Source organism: Curtobacterium sp. MCLR17_044 (genome assembly GCF_003234435.1).
Classification (GTDB): Bacteria; Actinomycetota; Actinomycetes; order Actinomycetales; family Microbacteriaceae; genus Curtobacterium; species Curtobacterium flaccumfaciens.
Genome location: NZ_QKTC01000007.1, coordinates 111,270 through 134,880 on the forward strand (window position 1 = coordinate 111,270; position 23,611 = coordinate 134,880).

24 protein-coding genes are annotated in these 23,611 nt (G+C 70.6%); 4 read left to right on the forward strand and 20 right to left on the reverse strand.

Annotated elements, in window-relative coordinates:
* Positions 1–63: 63 nt before the first annotated feature.
* Positions 64–441, reverse strand: coding sequence for a LysM peptidoglycan-binding domain-containing protein (locus DEJ04_RS06600; RefSeq protein WP_027464774.1), 378 nt, complete (start codon positions 439–441; stop codon positions 64–66).
* A gap of 236 nt (positions 442–677) precedes the next feature.
* Between DEJ04_RS06600 and lexA the strand changes: the two genes are divergently transcribed.
* Entirely contained in the window at positions 678–1,322 is a 645-nt protein-coding gene (lexA, locus tag DEJ04_RS06605) for a transcriptional repressor LexA (RefSeq protein WP_027464773.1), read from the forward strand.
* 198 nt (positions 1,323–1,520) lie between these two features.
* Here the strand turns inward: lexA and hflX are convergent, their stop codons facing one another.
* The gene (hflX, locus tag DEJ04_RS06610) at positions 1,521–3,062 is read right to left on the reverse strand and encodes a GTPase HflX (protein WP_111046595.1); all 1,542 of its coding nucleotides are present in this window, start codon (positions 3,060–3,062) and stop codon (positions 1,521–1,523) included.
* Between the two features lie 61 nt (positions 3,063–3,123).
* Between hflX and DEJ04_RS06615 the strand changes: the two genes are divergently transcribed.
* Complete coding sequence (locus DEJ04_RS06615) at positions 3,124–3,735, forward strand: class I SAM-dependent methyltransferase (protein ID WP_111046596.1); 612 nt, start codon at positions 3,124–3,126, stop codon at positions 3,733–3,735.
* A 143-nt stretch (positions 3,736–3,878) separates the two neighbouring features.
* Here DEJ04_RS06615 and dapF read toward each other — a convergent pair whose 3' ends face one another.
* From dapF to DEJ04_RS06685, 14 genes are all read right to left on the reverse strand, one after another.
* On the reverse strand, positions 3,879–4,769 hold the full coding sequence (gene dapF, locus DEJ04_RS06620) for a diaminopimelate epimerase (RefSeq protein WP_027464770.1): 891 nt from the start codon (positions 4,767–4,769) through the stop codon (positions 3,879–3,881).
* Positions 4,766–5,704: a tRNA (adenosine(37)-N6)-dimethylallyltransferase MiaA gene (gene miaA / locus DEJ04_RS06625; RefSeq protein WP_258371325.1), complete on the reverse strand. Its 939-nt coding sequence runs from the start codon at positions 5,702–5,704 to the stop codon at positions 4,766–4,768. The genes dapF and miaA overlap by 4 nt, the downstream gene beginning before the upstream one ends.
* Before the next feature lie 31 nt (positions 5,705–5,735).
* A complete protein-coding gene (gene miaB / locus DEJ04_RS06630) occupies positions 5,736–7,232 on the reverse strand; it encodes a tRNA (N6-isopentenyl adenosine(37)-C2)-methylthiotransferase MiaB (RefSeq protein WP_111046597.1) in 1,497 nt (498 codons plus the stop codon).
* A 26-nt stretch (positions 7,233–7,258) separates the two neighbouring features.
* Positions 7,259–8,173: a regulatory protein RecX gene (locus tag DEJ04_RS06635; RefSeq protein WP_111038874.1), complete on the reverse strand. Its 915-nt coding sequence runs from the start codon at positions 8,171–8,173 to the stop codon at positions 7,259–7,261.
* Entirely contained in the window at positions 8,170–9,231 is a 1,062-nt protein-coding gene (recA, locus tag DEJ04_RS06640; RefSeq protein WP_027464767.1) for a recombinase RecA, read from the reverse strand. Before recA ends, DEJ04_RS06635 begins: the two co-directional genes overlap by 4 nt.
* 272 nt (positions 9,232–9,503) lie before the next feature.
* A complete protein-coding gene (locus DEJ04_RS06645) occupies positions 9,504–9,728 on the reverse strand; it encodes a DUF3046 domain-containing protein (protein WP_017885915.1) in 225 nt (74 codons plus the stop codon).
* Between the two features lie 86 nt (positions 9,729–9,814).
* Positions 9,815–10,123 (reverse strand): helix-turn-helix domain-containing protein, encoded by a 309-nt coding sequence (locus DEJ04_RS06650; protein ID WP_027464765.1) that lies wholly within the window; start codon positions 10,121–10,123, stop codon positions 9,815–9,817.
* 154 nt (positions 10,124–10,277) lie between these two features.
* Positions 10,278–10,805 (reverse strand): CinA family protein, encoded by a 528-nt coding sequence (locus DEJ04_RS06655; protein ID WP_110864739.1) that lies wholly within the window; start codon positions 10,803–10,805, stop codon positions 10,278–10,280.
* Entirely contained in the window at positions 10,802–11,446 is a 645-nt protein-coding gene (pgsA, locus tag DEJ04_RS06660; protein WP_071405653.1) for a CDP-diacylglycerol--glycerol-3-phosphate 3-phosphatidyltransferase, read from the reverse strand. Before pgsA ends, DEJ04_RS06655 begins: the two co-directional genes overlap by 4 nt.
* Before the next feature lie 5 nt (positions 11,447–11,451).
* A complete protein-coding gene (locus tag DEJ04_RS06665; RefSeq protein WP_111046598.1) occupies positions 11,452–14,385 on the reverse strand; it encodes a DNA translocase FtsK in 2,934 nt (977 codons plus the stop codon).
* Positions 14,386–14,509: 124 nt separating this feature from the next.
* Complete coding sequence (locus DEJ04_RS06670; RefSeq protein WP_111046599.1) at positions 14,510–16,186, reverse strand: ribonuclease J; 1,677 nt, start codon at positions 16,184–16,186, stop codon at positions 14,510–14,512.
* A 49-nt stretch (positions 16,187–16,235) separates the two neighbouring features.
* Complete coding sequence (gene dapA / locus DEJ04_RS06675; protein ID WP_017885921.1) at positions 16,236–17,213, reverse strand: 4-hydroxy-tetrahydrodipicolinate synthase; 978 nt, start codon at positions 17,211–17,213, stop codon at positions 16,236–16,238.
* Positions 17,214–17,338: 125 nt separating this feature from the next.
* Entirely contained in the window at positions 17,339–17,839 is a 501-nt protein-coding gene (locus DEJ04_RS06680; RefSeq protein WP_111046600.1) for a dihydrofolate reductase, read from the reverse strand.
* Positions 17,839–18,669, reverse strand: coding sequence for a thymidylate synthase (locus DEJ04_RS06685; protein WP_111046601.1), 831 nt, complete (start codon positions 18,667–18,669; stop codon positions 17,839–17,841). The genes DEJ04_RS06680 and DEJ04_RS06685 overlap by 1 nt, the downstream gene beginning before the upstream one ends.
* A gap of 38 nt (positions 18,670–18,707) precedes the next feature.
* Here DEJ04_RS06685 and DEJ04_RS06690 point away from each other — a divergent pair, with 38 nt between their 5' ends.
* On the forward strand, positions 18,708–19,622 hold the full coding sequence (locus DEJ04_RS06690; RefSeq protein ID WP_111046602.1) for a TIGR01777 family oxidoreductase: 915 nt from the start codon (positions 18,708–18,710) through the stop codon (positions 19,620–19,622).
* A 19-nt stretch (positions 19,623–19,641) separates the two neighbouring features.
* On the opposite strand, the gene DEJ04_RS06695 is transcribed toward DEJ04_RS06690, so the two are convergent.
* Positions 19,642–20,106 (reverse strand): tetratricopeptide repeat protein, encoded by a 465-nt coding sequence (locus DEJ04_RS06695; protein ID WP_017885925.1) that lies wholly within the window; start codon positions 20,104–20,106, stop codon positions 19,642–19,644.
* Positions 20,107–20,120: 14 nt separating this feature from the next.
* On the reverse strand, positions 20,121–20,867 hold the full coding sequence (locus DEJ04_RS06700) for a 4-hydroxy-tetrahydrodipicolinate reductase (protein WP_258371326.1): 747 nt from the start codon (positions 20,865–20,867) through the stop codon (positions 20,121–20,123).
* Between the two features lie 23 nt (positions 20,868–20,890).
* On the opposite strand from DEJ04_RS06700, the gene DEJ04_RS06705 reads away from it, so the two are divergent.
* Positions 20,891–21,382, forward strand: coding sequence for a GNAT family N-acetyltransferase (locus tag DEJ04_RS06705; protein ID WP_111046604.1), 492 nt, complete (start codon positions 20,891–20,893; stop codon positions 21,380–21,382).
* Positions 21,383–21,431: 49 nt separating this feature from the next.
* On the opposite strand, the gene DEJ04_RS06710 is transcribed toward DEJ04_RS06705, so the two are convergent.
* Entirely contained in the window at positions 21,432–22,034 is a 603-nt protein-coding gene (locus DEJ04_RS06710) for a histidine phosphatase family protein (RefSeq protein ID WP_027464756.1), read from the reverse strand.
* 8 nt (positions 22,035–22,042) lie between these two features.
* Positions 22,043–23,377, reverse strand: a complete 1,335-nt coding sequence (locus DEJ04_RS06715) for a pitrilysin family protein (RefSeq protein WP_071405593.1) — start codon at positions 23,375–23,377, stop codon at positions 22,043–22,045.
* Positions 23,378–23,611 lie beyond the last annotated feature (234 nt).

Genomic DNA, 23,611 nt, shown 5'->3' on the forward strand with positions numbered 1-23,611 from the left:
GATCCATCGTAGGCCGCTGTCACCGTGCGACGACCAGCCGTCTGGACGGCGCTGCCCGAGTGGCTACTCGCCGTCGGTGTACTTGGTGGGGATGGCGATCTCTTCGCCGGCCTGCAGCGCGGAGCCGTCGAGCGCGTTGAGGCTCACGACGTCCTGCACGAAGTCACGCGGGTCCGAGTTCGGCGCGGTCTGCTCGGCGAGCTGCCAGAGCGTCTCGCCCGGCTGGATCGTCACGGTCTCGAACTGGGTGCGCGCGCCGCCGGCGGTGGCGTCTCCGGCGGAGGCCTGCCCGCCGTTCAGCACGCCGAGGGCGACGACGATGAGGAGCGGGAGCGCGGCGAGCGTCGTGAAGACGATGCGGCCGCGACGCGTCAGACGCAGGCGGGTACGCACGGCGGGCGCCGCGGTGCGCTGGATGTCAGCGATGGCGATGGTGCTCATGTCGTTCTTGCCTTCCCGTTCGGTGAAACCGAAGTCGTGTACCGAACATAGTTTCGAATCAGACGACGCACAAGTCCTGGGAGTGGATTTCTGCGGGGTTTTCTTGCGACACGCTCGAACAGGTGTTTGTCCGGCCCTGGCTGGTCGGATACTGTTTCGATCGACTGGGACAAGCCTGACGGGGACCACCGACATTCCCGCCGCGGCCGGACCGGCACCGACGAAAGCGAGACGACGTGGTGGACGAACTGCGGGGCCAGAAGCCGCTGACGCCGAAGCAGCAGGCGATCTTCGACGCGATCCGTGCGTCGATCGCCTCACGGGGCTACCCGCCGAGCATGCGCGAGATCGGCGACGCCGCCGGCCTCTCCTCGCTCTCCAGCGTCTCCCACCAACTCGGCCAACTCGAGCTCGGGGGCTGGATCCGCCGCGACCCGAACCGCCCGCGCGCGCTCGAGGTCCTGGTCGACGAGCCGTCGTCCGACGTCGGCGGACCGGACATCGACGCCACCACGCTCGTGCCGCTCGTCGGCCGGATCGCCGCCGGTGTCCCGATCACCGCCGAGCAGCACGTCGACGAGATCATCCCGCTCCCCCGACAGCTCGTCGGCACCGGCGAGCTGTTCATGCTCAAGGTCGTCGGTGAGTCGATGATCGACGCCGCGATCTGCGACGGTGACTGGGTCGTCGTCCGGTCGCAGCAGACCGCCGAGAACGGTGACATCGTCGCGGCCATGCTCGACGAAGAGGCGACGGTCAAGGTCTTCCGCCAGCGCGACGGTCACACGTGGCTGCTGCCGCGCAACTCCGCCTTCGAGCCGATCCTCGGCGACGCGGCCTCGGTGCTCGGCAAGGTCGTCGCGGTCCTCCGCTCCCTCTGACCGCGGCCCGCGCTGCACCGGCGCGAGACGCCGTCGTCACCGTACGACGCCCCCTGCACGACGAAACGCCGCCGGATCCGGCGGCGTTTCGTGTGTTCCGGGGCGTCTCGGCGACGTGACGGTGTCCGGCGGACCCGTGACGGGCCTCCAGGCCGCGCGGCAGCGCTCCCCAGCGCCAGCGCGTGTCGGAGGTGACCGTCAGACGGTGGGGACCGGCGTGACCACGTAGGGCTCGAGCTCGGAGACCTGCCGCTGGAAGACGCGCACCCGCAGGCGCGTGCCGTCCTCGACGTAGTCGACGGACTCGACCGAGCCGGTGTCGTGCAGCGACGACACCAGGTCGCCGCGGTCGTACGGCACCACGATCGTCAGGTCGACGTCGGGCTCCGGCAGGCGGTCCTCGATGACGCTGAGGAGCTCCGGGATGCCCTCGCCCGTGCGCGCCGACACGAACACCGCGTCCGGCACGAGTCCGATGAGCACGAGGCGCTGCGCGTCGTCGATCAGATCGGCCTTGTTGAAGACGACGATCTCCGGGATGTCACCCGCACCGACGTCGCCGATGACCTCGCGCACGGTGGACAGCTGCGCACCGGGGTCGGGGTGCGAGCCGTCGACCACGTGCACGATGACGTCCGCGTCGCCGACCTCTTCGAGGGTGGAGCGGAAGGCCTCGACGAGCTGGTGCGGCAGGTTGCGGACGAAGCCGACCGTGTCGACGAACGTGAACTCCCGGCCCTTGGCGCTCTCGGTCCGACGGACGGTGGCGTCCAGCGTCGCGAACAGCTGGTTCTGCACCAGCACGCCCGCGCTCGTCAGCCGGTTGAGCAGCGACGACTTGCCGGCGTTGGTGTAGCCCGCGATCGCGACGCTCGGCACCTCGTTGCGGTTGCGCTCGGCACGCTTGGCCTCACGGGCCGGGGTGAACCCGGCGATCTGCCGGCGGAGCTTCGCCATCCGCGTGTGGATCTTGCGGCGGTCGAGCTCCATCTTCGTCTCACCGGGGCCACGAGAGCCCATGCCAGCGCCGCCGGAGACCTGGCCACCGGCCTGTCGGGACATCGAGTCACCCCAACCGCGCAGTCGAGGCAGCAGGTACTGCAGCTGGGCGAGTTCGACCTGCGCCTTCCCCTCGCGGGTCTTCGCGTGCTGGCTGAAGATGTCGAGGATCACGGCCGTGCGGTCGATGACCTTCACCTTCACGACGTCCTCGAGCGCACGACGCTGCGAGGGTGCCAGTTCGGTGTCGGCGATGACGGTGTCGGCGCCGGTGGCCTTGACGACCATCGCGAGCTCCTGGGCTTTGCCCTTGCCCAGGTAGGTGGCCGGGTCCGGGTTCGGCCGGCGCTGGAGGAGCCCGTCGAGCACCACGGCGCCCGCGGTCTCGGCGAGTGCCGCGAGCTCGCGGAGGGAGTTCTCGGCGTCCGAGGCGTCGCCCTGGGGGTACACGCCGATCAGGACGACCTGCTCGAGCCGCAGCTGGCGGTACTCGACCTCGGTGACGTCCTCGAGTTCGGTGGAGAGGCCGGCGACACGGCGCAGCGCCGCACGGTCCTCACGGTCGTACTGGTCGCCGTCGCCGGTCCAGCTGCGGTCGTCGACCGACTGCGTCTGGATGGCCTGGGCGGGTGCGAAGATGGACGATGCTGCGCGGTGGTCTGCGTTGCGCAACACCCTCTCGACGACACCCTCTGCGCTGTCGTCGTTGGTCTGGTGGTTCTGCTGATGGGTATCCGTCATCCTGTGCACAGGCTACCTCTGGAGGCCCTCCGACACACTCGGTTGCCGGTACGGTTCATCCATGGCGAACGACCACTACTTCTCGGCCAGCCCCGAGAGCGAACTCCGGCCGCGCCAGGTGCACGTCACGCTCGCTGGTCAGCCCCTCACCCTGTCGACCGCGGCGGGGGTCTTCAGCCCCGACGGCGTCGACCGCGGCACGAAGGTCCTGCTCGGTTCGGTGCCCGCACCCGCTGCCGACGGAGCGCTGCTCGACATCGGCTGTGGCTGGGGACCGATCGCGATCACGATGGCCCTGCAGTCCCCCGACGCCCAGGTGTGGGGCGTCGACGTCAACGAGCGGGTGCTCGGGCTCGCGCGCGCCAACGCTGCTGCTGCGGGGGCATCGAACGTCACGATCGCGCTGCCCGACGACGTGCCGGCCGACCTGCGCTTCCGCACGATCTGGTCGAACCCGCCGATCCGTGTCGGCAAGGACGAGCTGCACGAGATCCTGCTGACGTGGCTGCCCCGGCTCGAGGTCGGGGGCGACGCCTGGCTCGTCGTGTCGAAGGACCTCGGGGGTGACTCGCTGCAGAAGTGGCTCGTCGGGGCGCTCGGCTCGGGGTTCGCGGTCACGCGCGAGTCGACGGCGAAGGGGTTCCGCGTGATCCGGGTGCAGCGCAGCGCGTAGGGCGCGAGCTCTAGCGCTCACATCGTGAGCACAAATGGTCGGGTCGCCGCTGGGCACCCGACCATTTCTGCTCACGTAACGGCAACGAGCCGAAGCGCCGCCCCGCACCCGCGCGAGCGGGGCGCCCCGCGCGCCGCTCCGCGTCAGACCGTCAGATCGCCGGAGAACACGAGCTCGGCGGGACCGGACAGCGAGACGTGCTCGCCGTCCTCGGTCGCCGTCATCCGCACCGTCAGCAGGCCGCCCGGCACCCGCACGCGCCAGGTGTCCGGCGCCCCCGCACCGACCCAGTAGCGCGTCGCGAGGGCAGCGGCGACCGCCCCGGTGCCGCATGACAGCGTCTCACCGCTCCCCCGCTCGTGCACCCGCATCGTGATCTCGCCGACGCCGTCCTTGATCAAGGGGTCGCCGGGCAGCACGAACTCGACGTTCGCACCGTGCTCCGGTGCCGGGTCGAGCACCGGCAGGAACGTCAGGTCGAGGTCGGCCAGTTCGTCCTCGGTCTCGACGGCGACGACCACGTGCGGGTTGCCCACGTCGATGCCGATGCCGGGCCGCGCGCCGTCGAGGTTCTTCGCCCGGACGAGCACGTCGTCGGAACCACCGCCCTCGATGCCCAGGCCCCAGCGACCGAGGTCGGCGGCGAACCCGTTCGTGGTGCGCTGGATGTCGACCAGCCCCTTGCGACTGCCGACGGTGAGCGTCTCGCCGGGAGCGAGCTCGACCAGGCCGGACTCGGTCAGGTACCGGGCGAACACGCGGATGCCGTTGCCGCACATCTCCGCGACCGTGCCGTCAGCGTTGTGGTAGTCCATGAACCAGGTCGCCTCGGGCTCGACGGCCACGAGCGCCCGCCCCTCGGGGATCGCCTCGGACCGCACCGCGCGGATCACGCCGTCGCCGCCCACGCCGAAGCGTCGGTCCGCGATGGCGCGGATCCGCTCGGGGGTCAGGTCGACGGTGGCGTCGGGGTCGGCGAACAGGACGAAGTCGTTGCCGGTCCCCTGGCCCTTGGTGAAGTGCAGCTCGGTCACGGCACGATCCTACGGGCCAGTTCCGACAGGTCGCCGCGGTCCGCCCCCGTGACGTCGAGCGTCTCGGCCTCGGCGTACCGGCGGAACCACGACACCTGCCGCCGGGCGTACTTGCGGGTCGCGATGCCGGTCGCCTCGACCGCCTGCTCGCGGGTCGCCGTGCCGGCGAGCACCTCGAGCGCCTGCGAGTACCCGATCGCGCCCCGCGCGGTCTTGCCCTGCTCGAGTCCCTGCTCGCGGAGGGCCGCGACCTCGTCGACGAGTCCGGCCTCGAACATCCGCGTGGCCCGCTCGTGCAGCGCCGACACGAGCTGCTCGCGGTCACGCCGCAGGTGCAGGATCCGGGACGGTCGCCAGGCGCGGGGCGCGGCCGGGAGGCTCGGGGTCACGACCTCGGATCGGCTCGCGATCTCGAGTGCACGGATCAACCGCCGTGGGTTGCGCGCGTCGATCGTCGCGGCAGCTGCCGGGTCCAGAGCGCGGAGTCGCTCGAGCAGGATGCCCGGGCCGAGCTCCTCGTGCTCGCGCTCGAGCTGCGCACGGAGCGCGGGGTCGGTGCCCGGGAACGCCAGGTCGAACAACACCGCGGAGACGTACAGGCCGCTGCCGCCGACGAGGACGGCCACGCCACCGTCGGCTTGGATCCGGTCGACGTCGGCGCGGGCGGCGACCTGGTAGGCGGCGACACTCGCCTCGTCGGTGACGTCGAGCACGTCGAGCTGGTGGTGCGGGATGCCGTGCCGCTCGGCCGGCGGCAGCTTCGCGGTGCCGATGTCCATGCCCCGGTACAGCTGCATGGCGTCCGCGTTGATGATCTCGGCGTTCCGGCCCGCAGCACGCAACCGTTCCGCGATCGCGATGCCGAGGTCGGACTTCCCGGTGCCCGTCGCCCCGACGACTGCGATCAGGTCCGCGGCGTCACCGGATGCGAGCAACGCGTCGCTCGTCGGCGCAGCCCCGGGGAGCTCAGCGCCCGACACGGAGCGTGGGCAGCCCGAGCGAGACCGGACGGGGTCCGTCGCCCGTGGCGGCAGCGGGCGTGGGCACGCCGCAGCTCTCGGCCTGCGCGCGGTCCCAGGCGTCACCGGCCCGGGTGCGTCGGATGCGCAGCGGCGCGTCGTCGTCGGCGAGCAGGAAGTGCGGTGCGGCACGGGTGATGTCGACGGTGACCACGTCGCCCGGGCGCGGGACCTCGGACCCGGCGGGCACGGTGAAGTGCACGAGCCGGGAGTCCTCCGCGCGACCGGAGAGCCGGTGGGTGGCGTCGTCCTTGCGGCCTTCGCCCGACGCGACGAGCACCTCGACGCTCCGGCCGACCTGCAGCGCGTTCTCTTCCGCGGTGATGCGTTCCTGCAGGGCGACGAGTCGCTCGTAGCGCTCCTGCACGATGTGCTTCGGCAGCTGGTCGTCCATCGTCGCGGCCGGGGTCCCCGGGCGGATCGAGTACTGGAACGTGAACGCCGAGGCGAACCGTGACTGCTCGACGACGCGCAGGGTGTCCTCGAAGTCGGCGTCGGTCTCGCCGGGGAACCCGACGATGATGTCGGTGGAGATCGCCGCGTGCGGGATCTTCGCGCGGACGCGGTCGAGGATGCCGAGGAACCGCTCGCTGCGGTAGCTCCGGCGCATGGCCTTGAGCACCCGGTCGGAACCCGACTGCAGCGGCATGTGCAGCTGGGGCATCACGTTCGGGGTCTCGGCCATCGCGTCGATGACGTCGTCGGTGAACGCCGCCGGGTGCGGGCTCGTGAAGCGGACGCGCTCGAGGCCCTCGATGGCACCGGTGGCCCGCAGCAGCTTGCCGAACGCCTGTCGGTCGCCGAACTCGACCCCGTAGGAGTTCACGTTCTGCCCGAGCAGCGTGACCTCGATCGCGCCGTCGTCGACCAGCGCTTGGATCTCGGCCAGGACGTCACCGGGACGGCGGTCCTTCTCCTTGCCACGGAGCGAGGGGACGATGCAGAACGTGCAGGTGTTGTTGCAGCCGACGGAGATGGAGACCCAGCCGCTGTGCGTCGAGTCGCGCTTGGTCGGCAGCGTCGACGGGAAGACGTCGAGCGCCTCGAGGATCTCGATCTGCGCCTCGTCGTTGTGCCGCGCCCGCTCGAGCAGGGTCGGCAGCGACCCCATGTTGTGCGTGCCGAAGACGACGTCGACCCACGGCGCCTTCTCGAGGATGACGTTCTTGTCCTTCTGCGCCAGGCACCCGCCGACGGCGATCTGCATGCCGGGGTGCTCGCGCTTGATCCCCGCGAGCTGCCCGAGGTTGCCGTACAGCCGGTTGTCCGCGTTCTCGCGCACCGCACAGGTGTTGATGACGACGACGTCGGCCTGCGCACCGTCCGCCGCGGTGTAGCCCGCGGCCTGCAGTGACCCGCTCAACCGCTCGGAGTCGTGGACGTTCATCTGGCACCCGTAGGTGCGGACTTCGTAGGTGCGGGGGCGCGCTTCGACGGTGGCCATGGTCGTCCCAGTGTAGGTCGGAGCGGCTACTCGAACCGGACGGTCCCGCGGCCGGAAGGCGGCCGCTTCCCGCCACCGTCGAGGGCACGTGCCACAGCGATCCGGACGACACCGGAGCTGTAGCCCTTGCGCATCAGGAAGCCGGACAGCCGGCGTTCCGCGGTGGCCCGGTCGAGTCCGCGCATCTGCGGTGCCCGCTTGTCGGCGAGTTCCTGCGCGCGGAGGAACTCGTCGTCCTCGTCGTCGGCGGCTTCGTCGAGTGCGGTGTCGATCGCCACCTGGTCGATCCCCCGGCGACGGAGCTCGGTCACGACACCCTGTCGGCCAAGGCCCTTGCGGGCGTGCAGCCGATCCACCAGGTCGGTGGCGAGGGCGACGTCGTCGAGGAGCCCGACACGGGTCAACCGTTCGATCTCGTGCTCGACCACGTCGGGGTCGAGGTCCTGCTGCAGCAGCAGGGTCCGCATCTCGGACTCGCTCACGCCCTTGCGCCCGAGGGCACGCAGGCTGAGCCGTTCGGCGTCCGCGCGCTGTTCGTCGAGCGGACGGGGTGCGTCGGCCGGGTCGATCTCCTCGCCGCCGGCGATGGAGAACACCGACGCCGTGGTGGCGTCAGCCGTCTCGGAGTCGTAGCCGTCCTGCTCCGCACGGCTCGAGCGCCCGCTGCCGTCTCCGATGACGGGCGACACCCACGCCGCCGGCCCGCGGGCACCGTGCAGGGGCACCGGCGAATCAGCGTCGAACGATGCGGGGAACTCGTCCGCACGATCTTCGTCCGACTCGGGCAGTGCCCAGCCGTCGGTGTCGCGCGGTTCGTCCGGTGACACCGGGGGCTCGGGGATCGCCGGCGCCACCGGGGTGACGGGGGCACGGCGACGCGACCTCGCACCGAACAGGTCGGTGACCGGTGCGAGGCCGTCGTCGTCGTGGTCGGTGCTCACGCGCCCTTGCGCTCCGCGAGCTTCGGCGCGATCGACTCGACCGGGGCATCTTCGGCCTTGGCGCCGCCGACGCCGAGCTTGGCAAGGATCTTGCCTTCGATGTCGGCAGCGATCTCGGGGTTCTGGATCAGGAAGGAACGCGAGTTCTCCTTGCCCTGCCCGAGCTGGTCGCCGTCGTAGGTGTACCAGGCACCCGACTTCTTGACGATGCCGTGGTCGACACCGAAGTCGAGCAACGAGCCTTCACGCGAGATGCCGACGCCGTACAGGATGTCGAACTCGGCCTGCTTGAAGGGCGGCGCCATCTTGTTCTTGACGACCTTGACGCGCGTGCGGTTGCCCACTGCGTCGGTGCCGCTCTTGAGCGTCTCGATGCGGCGGATGTCGAGGCGCACGGACGCGTAGAACTTCAGCGCCTTACCGCCCGAGGTGGTCTCGGGCGAACCGAAGAACACGCCGATCTTCTCGCGCAGCTGGTTGATGAAGATCATCGTGGTCTGCGTCTGGTTCAGGCCACCGGCGAGCTTTCGCAGCGCCTGGGACATGAGGCGGGCCTGCAGACCGACGTGCGAGTCACCCATCTCGCCCTCGATCTCGGCACGGGGCACGAGGGCCGCGACGGAGTCGATGACGATCAGGTCGATGGAGCCGGAGCGGACCAGCATGTCCGCGATCTCGAGCGCCTGCTCGGCGGTGTCGGGCTGCGACACGAGCAGGGCGTCGATGTCGACACCGAGCTTCTTGGCGTACTCGGGGTCGAGCGCGTGCTCGGCGTCGATGAAGGCCGCGATGCCACCGGCGCGCTGGGCGTTGGCGATGGCGTGGATGGTGAGGGTCGTCTTACCCGACGACTCCGGGCCGTAGATCTCGACGATGCGGCCACGGGGCAGGCCACCGATGCCGAGCGCGACGTCCAGCGCCACCGACCCGGTCTGGATGACGTTGACGGGGGCGCGTTCGTCCGAACCGAGGCGCATGATCGCACCCTTGCCGAACTGCCTGTCGATCTGTGCGAGTGCGGTCTCGAGGGCCTTTTCGCGGTCTGCCGGTGATGGCATGGGGTGCTCCTTCGTGCTCGTGTTCGGCCGCCTGTAGGCTGTCGCGTCCACGCCGGCCGATGGTGCAAGGCCGATGGTTCTGCGACAAGGCTTCGGGCTGTTCCCGATGTCCATCAACCTATGGCGAGCCACCGACATCACTGCCGACGGTCACGCGATCTGTGGATGGAACATCCGGGCGACGCCGCTGTGGAGGAAGCTACCACCGATCGAACACGCGTTCGAGCAACACGCCGAACACAGTTTCGGGTGCGCGGCCCCGCGGGACCCGCTCAGTCCTGGGGTTCGGCGAGGCCCTTGCCGTGCCGCCGGTCCATCGGGACGTCCTGCGAGTCGCACAGTGCGTCCCACACCCGGCGGGCGTCGATGCCGGCGGCGAGGGCGTCCACGGCGGAGCGACCGCCCAGCCCCTCGAGCACGACGTCACGGGTGACCACGGAACCGTAGGCCTCACCGAACACCTGGTCGACGGCTCGCCAGAACTCACTCACGCGCATCCGACCAGCCTAGGCGCGTGGTCGTGGGTCGGAACGCAGAACGCCCCCGCCGGGAAGGACCGGCGAGGGCGTTCGGTGCGGTGCGCTCAGCGAACCGCGAGGTCGTTGTCGAACTCGGCGACGAGGTCGTCCGGGAGCGTGTCGGGGACGGGGGTCAGCCCCTCGACGATCGCGAGGCGGTCGCCCACTTCGCGCATGATGGTCGAGATGGGCGTGTCCAGAGCATCCGCAACGGACGCGAGGATCTCCGAGCTGGCTTCCTTCTGCCCGCGCTCGACCTCACTGAGGTACCCGAGCGCGACACTGGCCTTGGACGCGACCTGACGGAGGGTCCGGCCCTTCTGCAAGCGGAAGTCCCGGAGCACATCGCCGATTTCCTGACGAACGAGAACCATGAGAACTCCTCCTCTCTGTCGTCTCCGCGCCCGCTCGGTCCGGTGGATCGAGTTCGGGTTCAGCAACAATAGCGTTGCCGGTTGCAGCATGTTAGCCAGGCTGGCTGCCGTACTGCTGGAGATTTCGTGAGATGTAACCCAGTGGAAACGGGACCTATTCCCGGCCCCGGACCTCGGACGACATCCGTGCAAGGAGTTCGGAGACGGTGGCGTGCCGGATTGCTCCCCGGTCACCGTCGAGGTGCAGCTCGAAGGCCTCAGCCCCCGCGGCGGAGGCGATCCCCACGTACACGGTGCCGACGGGCTTGCCGTCCTGCGGGTCCGGGCCGGCGACGCCCGTCGTGCTGATCCCCCACGTCGCGGGTTCCCCGTCGACGGACAGCGCGATCCGGACACCGGCGGCCATCTGCCGGGCGACCTCCGGGTGCACGGCGCCCTCGGCCTCGAGCAGCTCCGCCGAGACCCCGAGCACGGAGTGCTTCACGGGCGTCGCGTAGGCCACGACGCCGCCCCGGACCACGGCGCTCGCACCCGGCACGTCGACCAGCGTCGCCACGACGAGTCCGCCGGTCAGCGACTCCGCCACGGCGAGGGTCTCGCCCCGCGCCGTCAGCTCGGCGATGAGCCCCGGTGCGACCGGGACGGGAGGCGCGGCCTGCGTCGAGCGGTCGGGCCCGGTCATGCGGTGGTGCGGTTGTGCTTCCATGCCTGCCAGAGGTAGTCGATCCCGCTCAGGATCGTTGCCAGGAACGCGGCCGTCATCAGGATGCCGTTGACCCAGTGCGCCCAGTCGCCGACCAGGTTCCACCACGGGAACAGCGCGGCCGTCAGCGCGACGGCCTGCAGCACGGTCTTGATCTTGCCGCCGCGGCTGGCCGGGATCACCCGGTCGGAGAGCACCGCGAACCGGAAGACCGTGATGCCGATCTCGCGCACCATGATCAGCACCGTCACGTACCAGGGCAGCTCCTGCAGGATCGACAGCGCGACGAGGGCACCGCCGATGAGCACCTTGTCGGCGATCGGGTCGACGAGCTTGCCGAAGTCCGTGACCAGGTTCTGCCGACGGGCGATGATGCCGTCGGCGCTGTCCGTGACGATGGCCACGACGAAGACGACCGCTGCCCAGATGCGCAGGGGGCCGTCGTTGCCGGCGTCGGTGAGCAGCAGGACGAAGAACAGCGGCGCCATCAGGATGCGAACCACCGTGATGATGTTCGCGACGTTCGCGGTCGACGCCGGGCCGGGGCCCTTGCGCAGCAGCCGCCCGCGCCACGGGAACCGTGCGCCGTGCGTGGTGTTCGTGCTGTCCGAGGCGGTCATCGCCGTCACTCCCTGCCCGTCAGTCCCCACGCGTCCTCATCGGGCTCGTCGTGGACTTCATCGTACCCGCGGGTCATGTCCCCGACCGGGTCTGCTCCGTAGCGGTCGCCGTCGCCGGACGGCGTCGGGGCCGGCGCTGCCGGAGCGGCCGCGGCGGGCGGCTCCTCGCCACGGAGCTTCGCGAGCACCGCGGGCAGCTGGTCGGCGGTCACCAGGACGTCGCGGGCCTTCGACCCCTCGGACGGCCCGACGATGTCGCGCGACTCCATCAGGTCCATCAGGCGGCCGGCCTTGGCGAAGCCGACGCGGAGCTTGCGCTGCAGCATCGACGTCGAGCCGAACTGGGTCGACACGACCTGCTCGACGGCCGCGAGCAGCAGTTCGAGGTCGTCACCGATGTCGGCGTCGATCTCCTTGCGCTCGACCACGGCCTGGACGTCCTGGCGGTACTCGGGCTGCGCCTGCCGCGTGACGTGCTGGACGACCTCGGCGACCTCGCCCTCCTGCACCCAGGCGCCCTGCACGCGGAGCGACTTGGACGATCCCATCGGCAGGAAGAGCGCGTCGCCCTGACCGATGAGCTTGTCGGCGCCGGGCTGGTCGAGGATGACGCGGGAGTCTGTGACGCTCGTCACCGCGAAGGCGATGCGCGACGGCACGTTCGCCTTGATCAGGCCGGTGATGACGTCGACCGAGGGGCGCTGCGTCGCGAGCACCAGGTGGATGCCGGCGGCGCGGGCGAGCTGGGTGATGCGGACGATCGACTCCTCGACGTCACGCGGCGCCACGAGCATGAGGTCGGCGAGCTCGTCGACGACGACGAGCAGGTACGGGTACGGCTTGAGCTTCCGCTCGCTGCCCGCCGGCAGGACGATCTCGTTGTTCTCGATCGCCTTGTTGAAGTCGTCGACGTGGCGGAACCCGAACGACGCCAGGTCGTCGTACCGCATGTCCATCTCCTTCACGACCCACTGCAGCGCTTCGGCCGCCTTCTTCGGGTTCGTGATGATGGGCGTGATGAGGTGCGGGACACCGGCGTAGATCGAGAGCTCGACGCGCTTCGGGTCGACCAGGACCATGCGGACCTCGGACGGCTTCGCACGCATCAGCAGCGAGGTGATCATCGAGTTGATGAACACCGACTTGCCGGAACCGGTGGAGCCGGCGACGAGCAGGTGCGGCATCTTCGCGAGGTTCGCGACGACGAAGCCGCCCTCGACGTCCTTGCCGACGCCGATCGTCATCGGGTGCTTCGACTTGCGGGCGGCGTTCGAGCGCAGCACGTCACCGAGCGAGACGATCTCGCGGTCGGTGTTCGGGATCTCGACGCCGATGGCGCTCTTGCCCGGGATCGGCGACAGGATGCGGACCTCGTTCGAGGCGACCGCGTACGACAGGTTCTTCGACAGGGCCGTGACGCGCTCGACCTTGACGCCGGGGCCGAGCTCGATCTCGTACCGGGTCACCGTCGGCCCGCGGGAGAACCCGGTGACCTTCGCGTCGACCTTGAACTCGGTGAGCACCCCGGTGATGGCGGCGACGATGTCGTCGTTCGCCTGGCTCCGCGCCACCGAGGGCGTTCCGGAACTCAGCGTCGTGGCGGCGGGCAGTCGGTAGGGCTTCGACGGATCGTCGTCGGAACCGGCGGCGGCTGCGCTCAGCTCGGCGGCGGCGTCGATGTCCTCTGGCTCGTCGACGATCTCGGGCTCGGACAGCACCTCGGGCACCGCCGGACGGATGTCGGCCGTCGGCTCGGGCCGTGCGGGAACGTCGGTACCGAACGCGCGGAGCGCCTGCTCGGCGTCCTGCAGGTCCTGCTCGACGGAGTCGTTGAGGTTGACCGACGCGGGCTCGGCCGGCGTGAGGTCGACGAGCCCGGCGGCGGCACCGGCGTTCGGGCTCACGGCGGGCGCAGCGGGCACGACGGGGGCAACTGGTGCGACGGCAGCGGCAGCCGGGGCGACCCCGCTGGCCGGGGGCAGCACGGGGCTGTCGTACGCCGGGTCCTCTTCGCGCCCGGACTTGTTCCGGCGCCACCACGGCACGTTGTCGCCACCGGCTTCGGCGTCGGCAGCGGCCTGCTCGTCACCGAACCCGAGGTCGTCGAACAGCTGGAAGTCGGTGTCGCCCTTCTTGCCGCGCTTCGACGTGCGGGCGCGGGCGGCGGGCTCCGCCACGGCGGCGGCGTCGGCCTCGGGTTCTGCTGCGGGGGCCGGGGCGCCGAACAGGTAGGCGTAGAGCTCGTGCAGGCGTCGCCCGAGCTTGTTCGGCGGCGTCTTGGTGATGATGAAGAGCGAGAGCACCAGCAGCACGATCGCCACGGGGACGGCCACCCAGGCGGTCGCGATCGTGACGAGCCAGCCGATGACCACCCAGCCGAGCACCCCACCGGCAGCGGCCAGCGCGGGCATGCCGTCGGCCGCGCTCGGACGGCCGCCGAAGACGTGGCAGAGCGAGGCGATCGACACGATCAGGATGCCCAGGCCGATGCCGATCCGGGTGTTGTCGTGCACCGAGGCCGGGTGCCGGAACAACCATCCGGCGAACACGATCATGATGACGGGCAGGGCGAACGCCAGGCGGCCGAACAGCCCGCCGAACGTGTACGCGTCGAGCGCAACGGAGACACTGTTGGTCGGGTTGAGCCACTCGACGACCCCGCCGGCGATGGCCAGCAGGAACAGCAGGAACGGGAACCCGTCGCGCCGCTGGTCCTTCTCGAGGGTCTCCTTGCCGAGCAGCCGGAACATCGCGCCGACGCCGTGCGCCATCGCGAGCCAGAAGGTCACGAGCGGGTTCTGCTCGCGGAACACCGGCGTGGGTGCGGCCTGCGGCAGCTTCTTCGTCGTGGCCTGGGTGCGCGACGAACCGCGCGTCCCGTTGCCACGGGACGACGTGGACGCGCGCGAGCGCGTGGTCGACTTGGTGCCTCCGGCCATGGGCAGAACCCTAACGCCCGCTCAGGACAAACGCAGGAAGGCCCGCCGCAGCGTCCGTGACGGACGCTGGACGGGCCTCCCGGGCCGGACGGACGCGAACGCGCGCCCACCCTGCGAACGGGCCCTACGCCTCGATGACCACCGGGACGATCATCGGACGACGGCGGTGCTTGGTGTTCACCCAGCGACCGACCGTGCGACGGACGACCTGCGCGAAGGCGTGCGAGTCGCGCGTGCCGTTGGCCGCGGCCTCGGAGATCGCCTTGGCGATCTGCGGGCGGACGTCGTCGAACACGGAGTCGTCCTCGGCGAAGCCACGCGACTGGATCTCCGGGCCGATCACGCACTGCCCGGTGGTGAAGTCCACCGCGCAGAAGATCGAGATGAAGCCCTCTTCCGCCAGGACGCGGCGGTCCTTCAGGTCGGCGTCGGTGATCTCGCCGACGGTGGAGCCGTCGACGTAGACGTAGCCGATGTCGAGCTGGCCGGCGACCGTCGCGACGCCGTCCTTCAGGTCGACGACGATGCCGTCCTGCCCGAGGATCACGTTGCGCGGCGGGACACCCGTCTGGATCGCCAGGTCGGCGTTCGCGTACAGGTGGCGGTGCTCGCCGTGGACGGGGAGCACGTTGCGCGGCCGCAGGATGTTGTAGCAGTAGAGCAGCTCGCCGGCGGAGGCGTGTCCGGAGACGTGCACCTTCGCGTTGCCCTTGTGCACGACCTTCGCACCGAGCTTGGTCAGCCCGTCGATGACGCGGTACACGGCGTTCTCGTTGCCCGGGATGAGCGACGACGCGAGGATGACGGTGTCGCCCTCGCCGATCTCGATCTGGTGCTCGAGGTTCGCCATGCGGGCCAGGACGGCCATCGGCTCACCCTGCGACCCGGTCGACATGTAGACGATCTGGTCGTCGGGGACGTTCTTCGCCTTCTTCGTGTCGATGAGCACGTTCTCCGGCACCCGCAGGTACCCGAGGTCGGCGGCGATCGTCATGTTGCGGATCATCGAGCGCCCCATGAACGCGACCTTGCGGTTCGCGGCCGCGGCGGCGTCGAGGACCTGCTGCACGCGGTGCACGTGCGACGAGAAGCTCGCCACGACGACCTTCTTGCGGGCGCGCATGATGATGTTCTCGAGCACCGGGCCGATGTCGCGCTCCGGAGCGGTGAAGCCCGGCACGTCGGCGTTCGTGGAGTCCGGCAGGAACAGGTCCACGCCGACCTCGCCCAGACGGGCGAACGCACGGAGGTCGGTGATGCGGTCGTCCAGCGGGAGCTGGTCCATCTTGAAGTCACCCGTGTGCAGCACACGACCCGCGGGGGTCGTGATCGCGACGGCGAGGGCGTCCGGGATGGAGTGGTTCACGGCGACGAACTCGAGGTGGAACGGGCCGATCTGCTCGGTCTGGTCCTCGGCCACGACGAGCGTGTACGGCTTGATCCGGTGTTCCTTGAGCTTCGCCTCGACGAGCGCCAGGGTCAGCGTGGAGCCGATCAGCGGGATGTCGTCGCGGAGCTTCAGCAGGTACGGGACGGCGCCGATGTGGTCTTCGTGGCCGTGCGTGAGCACGACACCGAGGACGTCGTCGAGGCGGTCACGGATCGGCGAGAAGTCCGGCAGGATCAGGTCGACACCGGGCTGGTGCTCCTCGGGGAACAGCACGCCGGCGTCGACGATGAGCAGCTTGCCCTCGTACTCGTAGACGGTCATGTTGCGACCGATCTCGCCGAGGCCCCCGATGGGGACGACGCGGAGGGTGCCGGCTTCGAGCGGCTGCGGTTCGGAGATCTGTGTGGGCATTCGGTCCTACGGATTCGGGCGACGCGCGTGCTGCGCGCCGCGGTGTTCGCTAGCGGGTGGTGCCTGGCACCTTCGGTAGTGCACCGCCGGCCGCCGCGTTGCGGTCGGGGCGGAAGTTCGAGAAGTCGGCGCCGGGCACGTCGCGCACGGCTTCGAGGGAGGTCTCGATGGCGTACGCCTCGGAGTCCTCGGGGCCGACGAGCGGCAGTCGGACGCGCGGGCTGCCGATGCGGCCGAGCCCGTGCAGGATGTACTTGGCGGCCACGGTACCGGGAACGTGCGTCATCACGGCGCGGACGAGCGGCTCGAGTCGCTTGTGCTCGGCCGTCGCGGTGGCCAGGTCGCCCCGGTTCACGGCGTCGACGATGGTGCGGTACGGCGCCGACGTGATGTTCGCGGTCACGCCGATCAGGCCGGTGGCGCCGATCGACAGGTGCGGGAGCACGTTCGTGTCGTCCCCGGAGAAGTACATGAGGTCGGTGTTGTTCAGCACCCGCGAGACCTCGGCGAAGTCACCCTTGGCGTCCTTCACGGCGAGGATGTTCGGGTGCTTGGACGCACGCAGGATCGTGTCGTACGTGATCGGGATGCCGGTGCGGCCCGGGATGTCGTACAGGATCACCGGCAGGTCGGTGGCGTCCGCGATCATCCGGAAGTGGGTGAGGACACCCGACTGCGTCGGCTTGTTGTAGTACGGCGTGACGATCATCACGCCGTCCGCGCCGGCCTTCTCGCTCTGCTTGTACAGGTGGATCGCGTGCGCGGTCTCGTTCGAGCCACCGCCCGTGATGATCTTCGCGCGGCCGGCGGCGACGGACTTGCCGACCTCGACCAGCCGGAGCTTCTCCGGGTCGGTCAGCGTCGACGTCTCGCCGGTCGTGCCGGTGACGACGATGCCGTCGGCGCCGGCGGTGATGCAGTCGTCGATGTGCTGCTCGACGCCGGGCCAGTCGACCTCGCCGTCGGCCGTGAACGGGGTCACGAGGGCGACGAGGACCTGACCGAAGGGATTCTCACGCGGGGACACGGGCACCAGCGTACCGGGGATGCGCGCGAGGACCGCCGTCCGTGTGGACGGTGGACCGCCTGCGGCGCGGCCGGGAGGCCCGGATCACGTCCGTCCCGCCGGTCACGCCCGGCCCGTGCGGGCGCTCAGGCGCGGCGCTGCCACTCCAGGAACCGGTAGCGGGTGCCGTCGTTCCGGGACTCCTGCCAGGTGCCCTCGTCGGTGAGCGTCCAGCCGGCCGCCTCGTCGAGCGTGGGTGCGACGGTGTCACCGGGCACGTCGACGTCGATCAGCGTCTCGGAGACGTGGTCGGCCGCGTCGAGTGCGGCGGCGTAGACCTGACCGCCGCCGATCACCCACACGGTCTCGTCGGCGCCGTCGGCACGCCCGAGTTCGGCCTGCAGGTCGTGCACGACCTCGGCGCCGTCGGCCGTCCACGTCGTGTCCCGGGTGAGCACGACGTTGCGACGACCGGGCAGCGGCCGGAAGCGCTCGGGCAGGGACTCCCAGGTGCGCCGGCCCATCAGCACGGTCGCGTCGCCGGTGACCTGCTTGAAGTGCGCCAGGTCCTCGGGCACGTGCCAGGGCATGCCGCCGTCGGCACCGATGACGCCGGTGGTCGAGCGGGCCCAGACCATGCCGATCATCAGACGGCGACCGCGGCCTTGATCGCCGGGTGGTGCTCGTAACCGACGACGGTGAAGTCCTCGTACTCGTAGTCGTCGATCGAGTCGCGCGGTGCGAGTTCGAGCGTCGGCATCGGGTACGCCGTGCGGGACAGCTGCTCCTCGACCTGTTCGACGTGGTTGTCGTAGATGTGGCAGTCGCCGCCGGTCCAGACGAAGTCGCCGACCTCGAGCCCGGTCTGCGCCGCGATCATGTGGGTCAGCAGCGCGTACGAGGCGATGTTGAACGGGACGCCGAGGAACATGTCGGCGCTCCGCTGGTAGAGCTGGCACGAGAGCTTGCCGTCGTTCACGTAAAACTGGAAGAAGGCGTGGCACGGGGCGAGCGCCATGTCCGGCACGTCGGCGACGTTCCACGCCGAGACGATGAGCCGGCGGCTGTCCGGGTTGGTCTTGATCTGGTCGATGACCTGGGCGATCTGGTCGACGTGCTCGCCCGAGGGGGTCGGCCACGAGCGCCACTGCACGCCGTACACCGGGCCGAGGTCGCCGTCGGCGTCCGCCCACGCGTTCCAGATCCGGACACCGTGCTCCTGCAGCCAGGTGGCGTTGCCCTCGCCACGGAGGAACCAGAGGAGCTCGTACGCGACCGACTTGAAGTGCACGCGCTTGGTGCTGACGAGGGGGAAGCCCTTCGACAGGTCGTAGCGGAGCTGTGCGCCGAACAGGCTCCGGGTGCCGGTGCCGGTGCGGTCACCCTTCGGCGAGCCCTCGGTCAGGACCCGGCGGAGCAGGTCTTCGTAGGGCGTCGGGACGGAGGCGTCGGGCTGTACGGTCTCGCTGTCGGTCACACACAGAAGCCTACGTCGGTGTGAGTAGCGTTGCGGGCATGCCCGACACGACGGAACAACCGCTCTCGATCCTGGTGGCCGGCTCGTCCGGGTTCATCGGGACGCCCCTCGTCCGCGCCCTGCGCGAGGCGGGGCACCACGTCACCACGCTCGTCCGCCGCGAAGCGCGCACCGCGACCGAGTTCCGCTGGGCACCGGGGCGGCGTCCGCTCGACCCGGCGATCCTCGACGGTGCCGACGTGGTGATCAACCTGGCCGGCGCGAACATCGGCAAGCTGCCGTGGACGGACGCGTACCGCAAGGAGATCCGCAGCTCGCGCATCGACGCCACCGACACCCTGGTCGAGGCGATGCGGCACGCCGCCACTCCCCCGGCGCTGTTCCTGTCGGGCTCGGCCTCGGGCGTGTACGGCGACCGCCCGGCCGACGTGCTGCAGGACGACGCCGCCCCGGGCACGGGGTTCCTCGCCGACGTCTGCACCGCGTGGGAGGCCGCCGCGAACGCCGCTCCCGCCGGGGTCCGGGTCGTCACGCTCCGTACCGGCATCGTCATCGGCAAGGGCGGCGGTGCACTTGCGCCGCTCGTCCCGCTGACGAAGCTCGGCGTCGGCAGCCGGCTCGGCACCGGTGGCCAGCACTGGCCCTGGATCGCGCTCGAGGACGAGGTCGGCGCCATCGTGCACCTGGCGACCGCGGCACCGGACGTGTCCGGTCCGGTGAACCTGGCCGGCCCTGAGCCCGTCGTGGCCGACCGCATCACGAAGCACGTCGCCGAGGTCCTGCACCGCCCGTACCTCTTCCGGATCCCCGAGTTCGCCCTGCGCCTGGCGCTGCGGGAGGCCGCCGACGACATGCTCCTGTCGAGCCAGCGGATGGTGCCCACGAAGCTGCTCGAGTCCGGCTACACGTTCCGGTACACGCAGGCGGCGGACGCGATCGACGCCGTCTTCTGATCCGCCTCCGGCCCCGGGGTCAGCGGTCGGCGGCGCGCGCCAGGGCGGTGCGCATCGCCGACCGTGCGCGCTTGCGGTCACCGGCGGCGTCGTAGACCACACCGAGCCGGTACCAGGCACGCCAGTCGGCCGGGTCCTGCTCGACCGCGTCGCGGTACCGCGGGAACAGCTCGTCGGCGGCGTCGCGGATCGGCCGGCCCGACGGCCGCACCGGGACGACGTCGTCCGGGGTGCCGCCCTCGGCCTCGAGCCGCGCGCCGAGCCGGGTGATGCGGATGCCGAAGCGGAACTCCAGCACGAGCAGGAGCGCCCCGATCGCGGCGACGACGAACAGCGCGACGCCGATGCCGATGCCGATCGGGATCCCGGTCGCGATGAAGGCGACGGCGCGCTGCCCGACGAGCACGATGTACAGGGCGAGCAGCACCGCCATCAGCGCTGCACCCCAGAACGGCGAGCGGATCGTGCGTCCGGCCCGCTCCATCCGACCCACGGCGGTCAGCCGATGCCGAGGACGCTGCCGAGGCCCACGGTGAGGCCGCGCGCCGACACCACGTTCGCCAGCGCCGCACGGATGCCCGCGACGTAGGCGACGTCGTCGTTGGTGTCGTGCCGGATCGTCAGCGTCTCGCCGGGGCCGCTCAGCAGGACGTCCTGCACGGCCTTCACCCCGGGGAGCCGGAGCGAGTGGATGGGCACGCTGGCGACCTGCTGGCCGCGGGCGCGCTGGTCGACGTGCGGGGCGTCCACGGGACCGACCTCGCGCCGGGCGTCGGCCATCAGCTCGGCGGTGCGCACCGCGGTGCCCGAGGGCGAGTCGATCTTGCCGGCGTGGTGGGTCTCGACGATCTCGGCGGCGGGGAACCACGGTGCCGCGATCGTCGCCAGGTGGGTGCCGAGCACGGAGCCGATCGAGAAGTTCGGGACCACGAGCACCCCCTGGTCCGGGCGTTCCCGCAGCCCGGTTCGGAGCTTCGCGAGCCGGTCGAGCGACCAGCCGGAGGTGCCGACGAGCACGTTCGCGCCGCTCGACAGCGCGTTCTCCACGATCGCCGGGCTGAGCGACGGCACCGTCACGTCGACCACCAGGGCCGCGCCGCCGAAGACCGACGGCGGCGCCTCGTGCGCGCCGTCCTTCGACGACAGGCGGGCGACGAGCTCGAACTCCGGGAGTTCCTCGACGACGGACGCCACGAGGCCCCCGAGACGACCGGTGGCGCCGACGACGGCGACGGGAGTGACCATGCGGTCCATCCTAGGATCGACGCATGTCAGTCGAGGTCAGGACCGTGCCGGCCGATCTGCCCGAGGTCGACGTGCTGCTCGACGCGTACCTGGACGAGCGCGAGGCGACGTTCCCGAGCGCGCAGGGCACGTACTCGCGGAAGCGCACCCCCGCGGCCGAGTTCACGCCGCCGAACGGGGTGTTCGCGGTGGCGTACGACGACGATGTCGCGGTCGGCTGCGGCGGCCTCCGTCGGATCGCGGACGGGGTCGACGCGACCGGTGCCGTCGACGTCCGGTTCGAGGTCAAGCACGTCTTCGTGGCACCGGCCGGGCGCGGCACGGGCGTCGCGACGGCCGTGATGGACCTGCTCGAGCGGGCCGGGGCGGACCTCGGCGCGACGAGCATCGTCCTCGACACGAACGACTCGCTCGTGGCGGCCGGCGCGATGTACCGCGGCCGCGGGTACCAGCGGGTCGAGCCGTTCAACGACAACCCGAACGCGACCGCCTGGTACCGCAAGCCGATCGTCTGAGCCGCCACGGGCCTCCCGGCCGCGCCGCCGCGGACCGGACGGGCAGCCGCTAGACGGGCTGGTCGACGGGCAGACCCGTGCGCAGTTCCACCGGCAGGTGGGCCAGGTCGTTCAGCGTGACGACCTCGGCGGGCTTCGCCGAACGGATCCGGATGATCGTGAGCGCGGTGTGGGCGACGTTCGTGCCCATCCAGCGCCACTCGGGGGCTTGGAACGCCTCGCGCACGAACCAGCCGATCACGGCGTTGTGGGTGATCAGCAGGTCGTGCCGGTCCTCGCGCGCCGGGGTGAACCACTCCGACACGGCGTCGCCCATCTGGGCCTGCCCGGCGACGATCTCCTCTTCGGTGATGCCGCCGTACCAGCCCTGGTAGGCGTGCGGCATGTCCGGGGTCGGGCCCGAGGGGATGCAGTCGAACAGCAGTGTCGAGGGCTCGGGCTGGATCGACGGCAGGCGCTGCGACAGGAACGCGGCGGTCTCGCTCGGGGCCTCGAGCGGCGAGTGGTACACGCCGTCGAAGGGCACGCCGCCGAGACGGTCCGCGATCAGGGTCGCCTGACGCTTGCCGCGTTCGGAGAGCTTGCCGTCCCGCAGGCCGTGTTCGGCGTCCTGGTGTTCGCCGTGCCGGACGAGGTACAGGTAGTGCGACATGTCCGTGCTCAGCTGCCGATCCCGATGGCCGCAGCGAGTTCGTCCTGCTGCACGGCACCGACGACCGAGGTGATCGTCGGCCGGGTGAGCAGGTCGCGCGCGAGTTCGAGCACGCCGTCGGTCGTGACGCCGTCGACACGCTCGAGCGCCGTCGACAGGTCGGTGTACTCGCCGGTTCCGAGCTCGGAGCGGCCGAGGCGGGTCATGCGGGCGTCGGAGTCCTCGAGCGAGAGCGTCAGCGCGCCCTCGATCTGGCCCTTGGCACGTCGGAGCTCGTCGTCGGTGATGCCGTGGTCGACCATCCGGCGGAACTCGGCGTCGACGATGTCAATGACACCGGCGACGTTGTCCGGCGCGCATCCGGCGTAGACACCGAAGGCGCCGTTGTCCAGGTACGCGGGGGCGAACGACGACACCGCGTAGGCCAGACCGCGGCGCTCGCGGACCTCCTGGAACAGGCGCGAGCTCATGCCGCCACCGAGCACGGCGTTCAGGACGCTGAGCGAGGGACGGCGGTCGTCGCGCAGGTCGAGGCCCTGCGAGCCGCGGAGCATGCTGACCTGCTCGGTCGGGCGGTGCACCACGGTCAGCTTCGCCTCGACCGGGTCGGCCACGGTCTCGGGTGTGCGGCGCGGCAGCGGCTCGGCGTCCGGGGCGTCGTGGAAGACGCCGGCGACGAGTTCGCAGAACCGGTCGTGGTCGACGGCACCGGCGGCGGTGACGACGATGCCGTTCGGCGCGTAGTGCTCGCGGTAGTGGGCCAGCACCTCGTCGCGCTGGACCGCACGGATGCTGTCCGGGGTGCCGCCGATCGGACGGCCGAGCGGGTGTCCGCCGAAGGCCGCGGCGAAGAACGCCTCGCCCGCGACGTCGGCCGGGTCGTCGGCGGCCATCGCGAGCTCTTCGAGGATGACCCCGCGCTCGACGGCGAAGGCGTCCGGTTCGAGCACCGAGCCGGTGACCATGTCACCGATGACGTTCACGGCCATCGGGACGTCGGTGTCCCGGACCCGTGCGTAGTAGCAGGTGTACTCCTTGGCGGTCGCAGCGTTGTGCTCGCCGCCGACCGAGTCGAACGCGATGGCGATGTCGAGCGCCGACCGGGTCTCGGTGCCCTTGAAGAGCAGGTGTTCGAGGAAGTGCGTCGACCCGAACTGCCCGTCGCGCTCATCACGCGAACCGACGCCGACCCAGAACCCGATGCTCGTCGACGCGGCACCCGGCACCGCCTCGGTCAGCACACGGACGCCCGAGGGCAGCACGGTGCGACGGACGAAGGCCCCGCCGGACGTCAGGAACGACGTGTCCGGGGCCCCGAGCGGCAGTGGCACTGGCTGGTTCATCGCAGACGAGCCTAGTGATCCGTCGATGCCTCCCGCCCAGTTTCCCGGTCTCGGTCGCGTGCCACTCGAAGTGGGGTACAGAAAATGTGGACAGACCGACTCGTCTGTCTGTCCTCCTTGTGCTACTGTTGGTCACGCCGGATCGAAAGCCCCCCTAAGTTCCGATCCGGCGGCTCGGGACATCAGTCCTGCGCGATCACCGAGTCCCCCCACTCCGGTCGCGGAGCCGATGAG